A 12,755-nucleotide genomic window follows, 5' to 3' on the forward strand; every position below is an offset into this window, starting at 1 on the left:
GTCCTGATGTTGACAAGCGCGACTGAAGCTTGAAGATTTCTGGACGTAAGCACTTGTCTGGAGGGGTTTATGGCAATGCGCGCGGCTCGTGGTCTATCGATTCTTTTCCTTCTCTTTTTTGCCTGGAGCGGTGTCGCGCAAGCGGCCGAAGCCCGGCGCGTGGTGACATCGGACAATTCCGACTATTTCGGTTTCGATCTCAGATCCGACCAGAATGTCAGCCTCGACCAGTGCAGGACCACCTGCCTCGGCGACCCGGCCTGCCGCGCCTTCACCTACAACCTCAAGGCCAAATGGTGCTTCCTTAAATCCGATTACAATTCGTTGAAACCCTTCGGTGGCGCCGTCGCCGGCAAGGTCGTCAACATCGATGGCGATCCCGACATCGGCGCGCCACCCGAACTCGCCTTCTTCCCCAACTGGATGGCCGACCAGGCCCAGCAATACCGCAACAAGCTCACTGGCCCGACCTACACCAAGCCGACCGAGGGGCTGACGGCGCTGAGGGCCGCCGCCGAACGGTCGGCGCTGACGGGCGACCATCGCTCGGCCATGCACAAATACGAAGCGGCGGTTTCGGTGCTGCCTTATGATGGCCAGCTCTGGCTCGAGCTGGCGCGCGAAACGCTTGCCGTCCATCCGACCGCCAACAGCTCGGAGCCGTCGACCCTGCCGGCGAACGCCACTTCCGCCGCCTTCAACGCCTACAAATTGCTGCGCACCACCAAGACGCGCGCCGACGTGCTGGCGCTGCTCGGGGACGGCCTTGATCGCCGCGATCTCTACAGGCCGGCCCTGCAGGCCTACGAGGCGAGCCTCGCTCTCGTCAATTCGCCGGCAGTCAGGGCCGCCTATCAGGATCTCAAGGCCCGCAAGGGCTTCCGCGTCATCGATCATACCGTCGATGCCGACACCAGCGCGCCACGCATCTGCGCGCAGTTCTCCGAGGAACTGGTCAAGACCGGCGTCGACTACTCGCAGTTCGTTACTGTCGACAACGCCGCTCCCAAGGGCGTCGAAGCCAAGGACAAGCAGATCTGCGTCGAAGGACTCGAGCACGGCCAACATTATGACGTGACCTTCCGCGCCGGCTTGCCGGCCGCCATTGGCGAGGTCACCGCGGCACCGGTGGTTCTGTCGATCTACGTGCAGGACCGCGCGCCTTCGGCCCGCTTCACCGGCGACAGCTTCGTGCTGCCCGCCGGCGCACGCCGAGGTATACCGGTCGTCACCGTCAACATGAATGCCGCCCAAATGAAGCTCTTCCGCATCGGCGACCGCTCGCTGGCCCAGCTTCTGTCGGGATATCAGTTCCTGCGCCAGCTTGACGGCTACGACATTTCGAACATCTCCGAACAGATGGGCGAGCCGGTCTGGCAAGGCCAGCTCGACATCGCCAACGACCTCAACAAGGAAGTCACCACCTCCTTCCCAATCGACGAGGCTTTGCCGAAGCGCAAGCCCGGCGTCTATGTGCTGACCGCACAAGCCGTCAACGATCGCAGCGACGACTATGATTCGCACGCCACGCAATGGTTCGTCGTCTCCGATATCGGCCTGTCGACCTATACCGGACAGGATGGGCTGAACGTCTTTGCCCGTTCGCTCGCAACCGCCAAGCCGATCGCCGGCGCCGAGCTGACGCTGCTGGCCAGGAACAATGAAATCCTCGGCACCGCGACCACCGACGCGGAAGGGCGGGCGGTGTTCAATCCCGGCCTGACGCGCGGCGACAGCGGCATGGCCCCGGCCGTGCTGATGGCCAAACAGGGCGACGACGATTTCGTCTTCCTCGATATGGGCCGCGCCGGCTTCGACCTGTCCGACCGTGGCGTCGCCGGACGGCCGGCACCTGGCGCGCTCGACGTCTATGCCTGGACCGAGCGCGGCATCTACCGCGCCGGCGAAGATGTCCATGTCGCGGCCCTTGCCCGCGACAGTGCCGCCAAGGCGGTCGAGAACCTGCCGCTGACCTTCATCTTCTCGCGGCCCGACGGCGTCGAGGACCGCCGCATCGTCAGCGACGGCGCATCGGCCGGCGGTCACGCTGTCGACCTGCCGCTGGAACCCAACGCCATGCGCGGCACCTGGACGGTGGCGATCCATACCGATCCCAAGCAGGCGGCGGTCGCCAGCCAGATGTTCCTGGTCGAGGACTTCGTGCCGGACCGCATCGAGTTCGACCTGTCCTCCGACAAGCAGGAGATCGCCCAGGGCGAGACCGCCAACATTACCGTCGACGGCCGCTTTCTCTACGGCGCGCCGGCCGCGGGCCTCGCGCTCGAAGGCGAATTGACGCTGTCGACCGCCCGCGATTGGGACCGCTTCAAAGGCTATTCTTTCGGTCTAGCCGACGAACAGTCGGCTGAACCGACGGTGACGGCCTTCACCGGCCTGCCGGTGGTCGGCGAGGACGGCAAGGCGACTTTCCCGGTCTCCGTCGATCAATTGCCATCCACCACCAAGCTGGTCGATGCAAAGGTCACTGTCAGGATGCGTGAAACCGGCGGCCGTGCCGTCGAGCGCTCGCTGAATATCGGCATCCGCCCGCAGGGCCACATGATCGGCATCCGCCCGGATTTCGACGACGACGAGGTGCCGCAAGGCGGCACGGCCAAGTTCAGCCTGATCGCTGTCGACCCAGACGGCAAGCGTGAGGCGCTGAAGGGCGCGCAGTGGTCGCTGGTCAAGGTCGAGCGCAGCTACCAGTGGTACCGCTCGAGCAACTCCTGGAACTATGAGCCGGTCACCTTCACCAAGGCGGTGGCCAACGGCCAGGTCGACCTGAGCGCCGATGGCGAGGCGACGGTGTCGCTGCCGGTCGACTGGGGCCGCTACCGGCTCGAGATCGAGACAGCGGATCCGGAAGGCCCGGCCACCAGCTACGAGTTCGACGCCGGCTGGTATGTCAGTTCCACCACCACCGAAACGCCCGACGGCCTAGAGATCGCCCTCGACAAGGATACCTATGCGGCGGGTGAAGTGGCCAAGCTCAAAGTGTCGCCGCACTTTGCCGGCGAGCTGCTCGTCACCATCGGCGCCGACAAGCTCCTGAAGACCGTCACCGCCAGCGTGCCGGCCGGCGGCAGCACCGTCGACATCCCGGTCGGCGACGACTGGGGTGCCGGCGCCTACGTCACGGCAACGCTGTTCAGGCCGGGCGATGCGCAAGAGACGCGTATGCCGGCGCGCGCCATCGGCGTCAAATGGCTGAAGCTCGATCCCGGCTCGCGGAAGCTTGCCGTCAGCTTGGCGCCGCCGGACAAGACCATGCCGCGCCAGCAGCTGTCGATCCCGGTGGCCGTAGCCGGCGTGCAGCCCGGCACCAACGCCTATGTCATGGTCGCGGCCGTCGACGTCGGCATCCTCAACCTGACCAACTACAAGGTACCGGATCCGGAGAACTGGTTCTTTGGCCAGCGCATGCTCGGTCTCGAGGTTCGCGACATCTATGGCCGGCTGATCGACGGCTCGCTGGGCACAACCGGTAAGCTGCGCACCGGCGGCGACGGCGCCAACATGCAATCGCAAGGCAGTCCGCCGACCGAAAAGCTGGTCGCCTTCTTCTCCGGCCCGGTCCAGCTCGACTCCGACGGCAAGGCGCGGATCGACTTCGACATACCGCAGTTCAACGGCACCGTGCGCGTCATGGCCGTCGCCTGGACAAAGGAAGCAGTCGGCCATGCCCAGTCCGACGTCATCGTTCGCGATCCGGTGGTGATCACCGCCGGCCTGCCGCGATTCCTGGCGCCCGGCGATTCCGCCGTCATGCGGCTCGATGTCGCCGACACCGACGGCCCTGCTGGCGACTACAAGCTGACCATCGACACGACGGGCGACCTGTCTACCGGCAGTGCCGCCTTGCCTGAAAAGCTGACGCTGGCCAAAGGCAAGCGGCAGACGCTGACCGTGCCGTTGATTGCGCGGACCGCGGGCAACGCCTCGATCACCATCAAGCTTGCGCATGCCGACGGCACCGCTGTCGAGCAGACGCTCTATGTGCCGGTGCGCCCAGCGCAACTGCCGGTGACCACCCGCATGGTCGTCGACCTCAAGGGCAATGGCGGCGCGCTGCGCGTCGACAAGGAACTGCTGGCGGCAAGCCTGCTCGATGGCGCTTCGGTCAGCGTCGGCGTTTCGCAGGCGGCTGCCTTCGATGTACCGTCGCTGCTGATGACGCTCGACCGCTATCCCTATGGTTGCGCCGAACAGACCACCAGCCGCGCCATGCCGCTTCTCTACGTCAACGAGATGGCTTCCGGCATCGGCATGGCCAGCGACCCCGATCTGCATGGCCGCGTCCAGGACGCTATCTACAAGGTGCTGAGCTACCAGGCATCGGCCGGCAGCTTCGGCCTGTGGGGTCCGGGTTCCGGCGATCTGTGGCTCGACGCCTATGTCACCGATTTCCTGACCCGGGCGCGCGAGCAGAAATACGACGTGCCGGCCTTGGCGATGAACCAGGCGCTGAGCAATCTGCAGAACGCGATCGGCTACGATCAGGACGTCCAGGATCGCGGCAGCGAGATCGCCTATGCGCTTTATGTGCTTGCCCGCAACAAGAAGGCCTCGGTCGGCGATCTGCGTTATTATGCCGACACCCAGCTCGAAGCCTTTACCAGCCCGATGGCCGTCGCCCAATTGGCGGCGTCTCTCGCGCTCTACGGTGACACCCAGCGCTCGGAGGCAACCTTCCAGGCCGCGCTGCAGCTGGCCAAGTCGACGCCCGAATATGACTATTACCGGTCCGACTATGGCTCGCCGCTGCGCGACGGCGCGGCGATCCTGGCGCTTGCCGCGGAAAGCAAGCCGGCGCCGACCATCGTGCCGGCGCTGATCCAACTAGTGACCAGGGAACGCGCCGACGCCAGGTGGACCAGCACACAGGACGAGTCCTGGATGCTGCTGGCGGCCCGCGCGCTGAAGGCCGGCAATGATTCGATCGCGCTGACCGTCAACGGCGCACCGCATGCCGGCGGCTATTCGGACCAGATCGCCGGTGGCGACCTGGCCGACAGTCCGCTCACCATCGTCAACACCGGCAGAAATCCGCTGCAGGCGGTCGTCACCACCGTGGCCTCGCCGATCCAGCCTCTGCCGGCCGGCGGCAACGGCTTTACCATCAGCCGTACCTACTACAAGCTAGACGGCACAGAGGCCAACGTGACGGAGGTCAAGCAGAACGAACGCTATGTCGTCGTGCTCAAGGTTTACGAGCAGAACACCTGGCCTTCGCGACTGCTGATCACCGACCTGTTGCCGGCCGGCTTCGAGATCGACAATCCGGGCCTGGTCTCCAGCGCCCAATTGACGAACTTCTCCTGGCTGGCGCAGACCGATGCCGCTCATCTCGAATTCCGCGACGACCGTTTCGTCGCGGCTTTCAATCCCAACGACGGCGACGGCGACCGCAACATCACGCTCGCCTACGTCGTGCGCGCGGTGACGCCGGGCACCTACGCCCACCCGGCGGCAACGATCGAGGACATGTACCGGCCGCAATATTCGGCCCGCACCGCCACCGGCATGATGGAGGTCAAGGCGCCGTAAGGATAGGAATATGGCGATGGCGCTGCCCCTCATTGCCCTGCCGGGCATTTCTCCCCGTATAGAGACGGGGAGAAAGAGCCATGCGCCGAAGTTTTCGCCGAACTTTAACGTCGCAGAAAAGGCGCCAAGGGTCGCGACAGCCCCCTTCTCCCCGTCACTAAACGGGGAGAAGGTGCCGGCAGGCGGATGAGGGGCGGCGCCATGCTCTCCAGAAAATTCCTGCGCCGAGCGGCCATCACGGGCATTTCCTTGGCCGGTCTCGCGGCAATCACCGCCGTCGCCCTCTGGCAGCTCGACCGCGCATTTCCGCCGCCGCTGCCGGCTGCTTTGACGGTCTCGACCGAGGTGCAGGACCGAGACGGCCAGCTGCTGCGCGCCTTCGCTACGCCGGATGGCTACTGGCGGCTCGCTACCAGCCTGGACCAGGTCGACAAGCAGTTCGTCGACATGCTGGTCACCTATGAGGACAAGCGTTTCTGGGATCATCAAGGCGTCGACGTGCTGGCACTGGCGCGTGCCGCCGGCCAGTTCGCGACCAGCGGCCATATCGTCTCCGGTGGTTCGACGCTGCCGATGCAACTCGCCCGGCTGATCGAACCGCGCGACAGCCGCAGTCTCGGCTCGAAGATCAAGCAGATGCTGCGCGCCCTCCAGATCGAACGGCGGCTTTCCAAGCGCGAGATCCTCGAACGCTATCTGACGCTGGCGCCCTATGGCGGCAATCTCGAAGGTGTGCGCGCCGCTTCGCTTGCCTATTTCGGCAAGGAGCCGAAACGGCTGACGGTCTCGGAGGCGGCCCTGCTCGTCGCTTTGCCGCAATTGCCGGAAAAGCGGCGCCCTGACCGCAACCTCGACGTCGCCCATGCTGCCCGCGACCGCGTGCTGACCCGCATGGTCTCGGCAGGCCTGCTCGGCGAACGTGAGGCCGCGCGTGCCGCGCTCGACGATGTGTCGGGGCTGCGGCGGACCTTGCCGGCGCTCGCTGCCCATGCGGCCTATACGATGCTGTCCAAGGCTGTTCCCGGCCAGAAGCTGCAACTGACGATCCGCAAGAGTGTCCAGGAAGGGCTGGAGCAGGTGGCCAAGGATGCGGCCGCCAGGCTCGGCCCTCGCCTCTCGGTGGCCATGGTACTGGCCGATGCCCGTACCGGCGATATTCTTGGCGAGGTCGGCTCTGCCGATTTCTTCGATGCCAGCCGTTCGGGCTGGATCGACATGACCAAGGTCGTTCGCTCGCCTGGCTCGACGCTGAAGCCGTTCATCTACGGCCTCGCCTTCGAACAAGGCCTGGTGGCGCAGGAGATGCTGATCGAGGACAGCCCAGCCGATTTCTCCGGGTATCGGCCGAAGAACTTCGACATGGGCTATCAGGGCGATGTCAGCATCAGGCAGGCGCTGCAATTGTCGCTCAACGTGCCGGCGATCCGCGTGCTCGACGCGGTCGGCCCGGCCCGGCTGATGGCACGCTTTCGCCAGGCCGATGTGACCCCTATCCTGCCCGTCAACGAAGCGCCCGGCCTGGCGATCGGCCTCGGCGGCGTCGGGGTGACCCTGCGCGACTTGGTCCAACTCTATGCCGGCCTTGCCAATGGCGGCAAGGCACACACGCTGCATGACGGCACCGAGCCGGCGAATGCCGAACGCTCGACCACCACCATCCTCGACGGGCAGGCGACCTGGCAGATCACCGACATCCTGTCAGGCGTCAAGCCTCCCCAGGGTGCCGCCCAACGCGGCATCGCCTACAAGACCGGCACCTCCTACGGCTATCGCGACGCCTGGTCGGTCGGCTTCGATGGCCGCTACGTGCTCGGCGTCTGGGTCGGCCGCCCCGACGCCGGTGCGGTGCCCGGCCTGTCCGGCTATGTCTCGGCTGCGCCCATCCTGTTCGAAGGCTTTGTCCGTTCCGGCCTGGCCGCCGTACCATTGCCGAGCCAGCCGTCCGGCGTCCGGCGTCCGAAACGCGAGGAGCTGCCGGTGACGCTGACGCGCTTCGGCGCCGGCACCGATGGGCTGGTGCAGGCGACGCCGAGCGAACCTGCACCAACCATCATCTTTCCGCCCGACGGCGCTCGCGTCGATCTCGGCACTTCCTCGGCCGACGCCTCGCCGCTGGTGCTCAAGCTGCAGGGCGGCCGCGCACCATTCCGCTGGCTGGCCAACGGCAAGCCGCTGGTCGGCATCGACCGGCGGCGCACCACGACCTGGCAGCCGGACGGCGCCGGCTATTCGACCCTGACCGTGATCGACGCGGCGGGACGCGCGGCCAGTGTGAAGGTTTTCGTCGAGTGAAAGTTTCCCTTGAATAATTTCCGGCAGGTGATTCAGGGGATTGGGTTTTACGTCTTGTTTTCGGCCGCCGGTATTTCCTCGGCCTTTGCTGACACCCTCCCCGCCAGCTTTGTTCGGCTAGCCGACATCGATCCCAAAATCCGGCAGGATATCCGCTATGCCGGCCTCGAAAATTTCCTGCATCGCAAGGTAAGCGGCTACGATGCGCCGGTATGCGTCCTCACCAGGCAAGCGGCGCAAGCGCTTTCGGCAGTGCAGAAAGCGATTGCCGCCGAAGGACTGACGCTGGTCGTGTTCGACTGCTATCGCCCTGCGCGGGCTGTCTCCGACATGGGTGACTGGACAAAAACGAGTGGGCCACCGGACGCGCAATGGTACCCAAAGGTCAAGCGCAAGGATCTCATCGCCAAGGGCTATATCGGCGAACTGTCCACCCATTCGCGCGGATCGACGGTCGATGTCGCGATCGCGCGAGCCGACCGCAAGAGCGCTCCGAAACCGGCCTGCGGCGCGACCGATGCCGACACGCTCGATTTCGGCACGGGTTTCGACTGTTTCGATCCAGTGAGCGAAACGGCTCACCGACCGATAGCCAGTGAAGCGGCGGCTAACCGCAAAAGACTTGTCGAGGCGATGCGTGCCCGCGGCTTCAAGAATTACGCCCGCGAATGGTGGCACTTCACGCTGGAGAACGAGCCGTTTCCAAAAGAGCGCTTCAACTTTCCCGTTACCGCCGAATAGCCGGCCGCAACCTTCGGGCGCGACGCAGTCATTGCCGAAGAGCTAGCCGTCTCTAGATAATCGCGTCGGGAGCGCAATCATGGTCCATGCGGGGAAAATAGTTTCTCGCATCGCCGAAACTAGGCGAAAAATTGCTTCAATAGGCCAAAAAAGGCAACATTGAATGCATCTAAATTCTATCAATTCGGTAGATTGGCGCGAGTTCAACGGAGGCGGAAATGACCAAACCTCATTTCAGGAAACTGCTCGGCGCACTGGTCGCCACATCTGTCCAGTTCGGCACGCTCGGTTTCGCGTTTGCCGACACCACCATTCTCAACGTGTCCTATGACCCGACGCGTGAGCTCTACAAGCAATTCGATGAGGCCTTTGTCGCCCACTGGAAGGCCGAGACAGGCGAGACCGTCACCGTCCAGCAGTCGCATGGCGGATCCGGCGCCCAGGCGCGCGCCGTGATCGACGGGCTCGACGCCGACGTGGTGACGCTGGCGCTCGAAGGCGACATCAACGCCATTGTCTCGAAAACGAAGAAGATCAATCCCGACTGGCGGACGAAATTCGAAAACAATTCGGCACCCTACACCTCGACGATCATCTTCCTCGTCCGCAAGGGAAACCCCAAGGGCATTCATGATTGGGGCGATCTGGTCAAGGACGATGTCCAGGTGATCACGCCCAATCCGAAGACCTCCGGCGGCGCGCGCTGGAACTATCTTGCCGCCTGGGCCTATGCCAGCGCCAAGGATGGCGGCGACGAGGCCAAGACCAAGGAATTCGTCGGCAATCTCTATGCGCATGTCCCGGTTCTCGACACCGGTGCGCGCGGCGCCACCGTGACCTTCGCGCAAAAGGGGCTGGGCGACGTGCTGCTCGCCTGGGAAAACGAGGCCTATCTGGCGCTCGACGAGTTCGGCGCCGACAATTTCGATATCGTCTACCCGCCGACCTCGATCCTGGCCGAGCCGCCGGTAGCCGTGGTCGACGCCAATGTCGACGCCAAAGGCACGCGCAAAGTTGCCGAAGCCTATCTGAGCTACCTCTATTCCAAGGAAGGCCAGACTCTCATCGCCAAAAACCATTATCGCCCTTCGAAGCCCGAACTGGTGCCGGCGGAGGACTTGGCCAAGCTGCCTGAGATCAAGCTGGTCACCATCGACGACCCGCTTTTTGGCGGCTGGAAGAAAGCACAGCCTTATCATTTCGGCGATGGTGGTATATTCGACCAGATCTACAAGCCGGCCCAGTAGCATTTAGATCAGGACGACATGACCACAGCACCCGCCAAGGCGGGGTGGCGATTCAGGCAGCCGAGCGTCATTCCGGGTTTCGGATTGACGCTCGGCTTCTCGCTTGCCTACCTCACCCTCATCATCCTCATTCCCCTGTCCGGGCTGGTCTGGCGCTCGGCGGCGCTCGGCTGGACCGACTTCTGGGCGATCGTCACCGACCGCCGCACCATCAACGCGCTTGAAATCAGCTTCGGCACCGCCTTCATTGCCGCTGCGGTCAACGTCGTCTTCGGCACGATCGTCGCGTGGGTGCTGGTGCGCTACAGCTTTCCAGGCCGCCGCATCGCCGATGCCATGGTCGACCTGCCCTTCGCGCTGCCGACGGCGGTTGCCGGCATCGCTTTGACCACGCTTTACGCACCGAATGGCTGGATCGGAAGCCTGCTGACGCCGCTCGGCATCAAGGTCGCGTATACGCCGCTCGGCATCGTCATCGCGCTGATCTTCATCGGGCTGCCCTTCGTCGTGCGCACTGTGCAGCCGATCATGGAGGAAATCGACAAAGAGGTAGAGGAAGTGGCCGCCACGCTCGGCGCCAATCGCTTCCAGATCATCAGCCGTGTTCTGCTTCCCGGACTGGCACCGGCCATCGTCACCGGTTTCGCGCTGGCCTTCGCGCGCGGCGTCGGCGAGTACGGCTCGGTTATCTTCATCGCCGGCAACCTGCCCTACAAATCCGAGATCGCACCGCTTCTGATCGTCATCCGGCTCGAGGAATATAATTATGCCGCGGCTACCGCGATCGCGGCGATCATGCTGGCGCTGTCCTTCGTGATGCTGCTGGTCATCAACCTGGTGCAGACCTGGAGCCGCAAGCGCTATGGCTGACCCGGAGATCAAATCCTACGCGCCGCACCACGAAAGCCGCTCTGCGGCGGTAACCGAAAGCCGCCCTGCGCAAGCCGTGCTGATGGCGGTAACGTTTGCGTTCCTCGCCATCTTCCTGCTCTTGCCGCTGATCATCGTCTTCAAGGAAGCTTTCGCCAAGGGCATCGAGGCCTACACACAGGCGCTAGGCGAACCGGATACGCGCTCAGCGATCCGCCTGACGCTTCTGGTCGCGGCGATCTCGGTGCCGCTCAACATCGTCTTCGGCATTTCCGCCGCCTGGGCGATCGCCAAGTTCGAGTTCAAGGGCAAGGCGTTCCTGACCACACTCATCGACCTGCCCTTTTCCGTCTCGCCGGTCATTTCGGGGCTTGTCTACGTGCTCTTGTTCGGCGCGCAAGGCCTGCTCGGCGCCTGGCTGAAAGCGCATGGCATCGTCATCCTGTTTGCCGTGCCGGGCATCGTGCTGGCCACCGTCTTCGTCACCTTCCCCTTCGTCGCCCGCGAATTAATCCCGCTGATGCAGGAACAGGGCAATGGCGACGAGGAGGCTGCCCTGTCGCTCGGGGCCAATGGCTGGCAGGCGTTCTGGTACGTGACGTTGCCCAACGTCAAATGGGGATTGCTCTACGGCGTGCTGTTGTGCAATGCCCGCGCGATGGGTGAGTTCGGCGCCGTCTCGGTCGTGTCGGGCCACATACGCGGGCTGACCAACACCATGCCGCTGCATGTCGAAATCCTTTATAACGAGTACAATGCCGCCGCCGCCTTTGCCGTCGCTTCGCTGCTTGCCGGCCTGGCGCTCGTCACGCTGGTCTTGAAAACACTTCTCGAGATGCGCTACGGCGCCGAGATCGCCGCGACGCGCGGACACTGACAAATGCATGTCGCCCAAAAGTGTGTAGCGGTTTTTGGGCAACGACATGCATAAAACAAAGATTTGATGTCGCCCAAAAGTGGGAACCGGTTTTGGGATAACGGCATGCATCAACTACAAAAGGGATTTGCATGGAAGTTCGCGTTGCCAACGTGCGCAAGGAGTTTGAGCGGTTTCCGGCCCTCCACGACGTTTCGCTCGACATCAAGTCGGGAGAACTGATCGCCCTGCTGGGACCGTCCGGTTCCGGCAAGACGACGCTGCTCAGGCTGATTGCCGGTTTGGAGCGGCCGACCCGCGGAAAGATCTTCTTCGGCGAAGAGGATGCCTCCCAAAAGTCGATTCAGGAGCGCAATGTCGGCTTCGTCTTCCAGCACTACGCGCTGTTTCGCCATATGACGGTCGCCGACAATATCGGCTTCGGACTCAAGGTCCGGCACGGGCCGTCACGCCCGTCGGCGAAGGAAATCCGACGCCGCGCCTCGGAACTCCTCAACCTCGTTCAGCTTTCCGGTCTGGAAAAACGCTATCCGGCACAGCTTTCGGGCGGCCAGCGCCAGCGCGTGGCGCTGGCCCGCGCCATGGCGATCGAACCGGCCGTGCTTTTGCTCGACGAGCCGTTCGGCGCGCTCGATGCGCAGGTGCGCCGCGAACTGCGCCGCTGGCTGCGCGACATCCACGACGCAACCGGCCACACCACGGTCTTCGTCACCCATGACCAGGAAGAGGCGCTGGAGCTTGCCGACCGTGTCGTGGTGATGAGCCAGGGCCGCATCGAGCAGGTCGGCACCGCCGACGAGATCTACGACACGCCGAACTCTCCCTTCGTCTACGGCTTCATCGGCGAATCGAGTTCGCTTCCGGTCAAGGTCGAGGACGGCCAGGTCTGGATCGCCGACCGGCCGATCGGGCTTTCCGCGCCGCACGCACCGCAAGGCGAAGCGACGCTGTTCTTCCGCCCGCACGATGTCGATCTGGTGGAAGAATGCAACGGCTGCATCGCCGGCACGGTCGCCGCCAGCCGCCGCGTCGCCGGCACCAGGCGGGTCGAGCTCGAAATCGGCGGCGAACGTCAGCGGGTCGAGATCGAATTGCCCGTCGATCATCCGGCGGCGCAGAAAAGTCGCGTGGCTTTCAGGCCGCGGCGCTGGAAGCTTTTTCCGGCTGCTTGATCCTCT

Annotated in this window: 8 protein-coding genes; all 8 read left to right on the forward strand. The window is 64.1% G+C overall.

Going from position 1 to position 12,755, the window contains the following annotated elements:
- Window positions 1–69 precede the first annotated feature (69 nt).
- The 8 genes from NKH28_RS25785 to NKH28_RS25820 all read left to right on the forward strand — a co-directional run bounded on the left by NKH28_RS25785 (window position 70) and on the right by NKH28_RS25820 (window position 12,749).
- The gene (locus tag NKH28_RS25785; RefSeq protein ID WP_352980719.1) at window positions 70–5,550 is read left to right on the forward strand and encodes an alpha-2-macroglobulin family protein; all 5,481 of its coding nucleotides are present in this window, start codon (window positions 70–72) and stop codon (window positions 5,548–5,550) included.
- A gap of 10 nt (window positions 5,551–5,560) precedes the next feature.
- Window positions 5,561–5,740: a hypothetical protein gene (locus NKH28_RS25790; protein ID WP_352542439.1), complete on the forward strand. Its 180-nt coding sequence runs from the start codon at window positions 5,561–5,563 to the stop codon at window positions 5,738–5,740.
- A gap of 11 nt (window positions 5,741–5,751) precedes the next feature.
- The gene (gene pbpC / locus NKH28_RS25795; protein WP_352684741.1) at window positions 5,752–7,842 is read left to right on the forward strand and encodes a penicillin-binding protein 1C; all 2,091 of its coding nucleotides are present in this window, start codon (window positions 5,752–5,754) and stop codon (window positions 7,840–7,842) included.
- Window positions 7,843–7,869: 27 nt separating this feature from the next.
- Window positions 7,870–8,583 carry a M15 family metallopeptidase gene (locus NKH28_RS25800; RefSeq protein ID WP_352980720.1) on the forward strand — a complete coding sequence of 238 codons (714 nt, stop codon included), beginning with the start codon at window positions 7,870–7,872 and terminating at the stop codon, window positions 8,581–8,583.
- A 218-nt stretch (window positions 8,584–8,801) separates the two neighbouring features.
- Window positions 8,802–9,830, forward strand: coding sequence for a sulfate ABC transporter substrate-binding protein (locus NKH28_RS25805; protein ID WP_352473515.1), 1,029 nt, complete (start codon window positions 8,802–8,804; stop codon window positions 9,828–9,830).
- A gap of 18 nt (window positions 9,831–9,848) precedes the next feature.
- Window positions 9,849–10,700, forward strand: a complete 852-nt coding sequence (gene cysT / locus NKH28_RS25810; protein ID WP_352473514.1) for a sulfate ABC transporter permease subunit CysT — start codon at window positions 9,849–9,851, stop codon at window positions 10,698–10,700.
- Complete coding sequence (gene cysW, locus NKH28_RS25815) at window positions 10,693–11,577, forward strand: sulfate ABC transporter permease subunit CysW (RefSeq protein ID WP_352473513.1); 885 nt, start codon at window positions 10,693–10,695, stop codon at window positions 11,575–11,577. The genes cysT and cysW overlap by 8 nt, the downstream gene beginning before the upstream one ends.
- A gap of 131 nt (window positions 11,578–11,708) precedes the next feature.
- Window positions 11,709–12,749, forward strand: a complete 1,041-nt coding sequence (locus tag NKH28_RS25820) for a sulfate/molybdate ABC transporter ATP-binding protein (protein ID WP_352465240.1) — start codon at window positions 11,709–11,711, stop codon at window positions 12,747–12,749.
- The last annotated feature ends 6 nt before the right edge of the window (window positions 12,750–12,755 follow it).

It is taken from the genome of Mesorhizobium sp. M1227 (assembly GCF_040318315.1).
Taxonomy (GTDB): domain Bacteria; phylum Pseudomonadota; class Alphaproteobacteria; order Rhizobiales; family Rhizobiaceae; genus Mesorhizobium.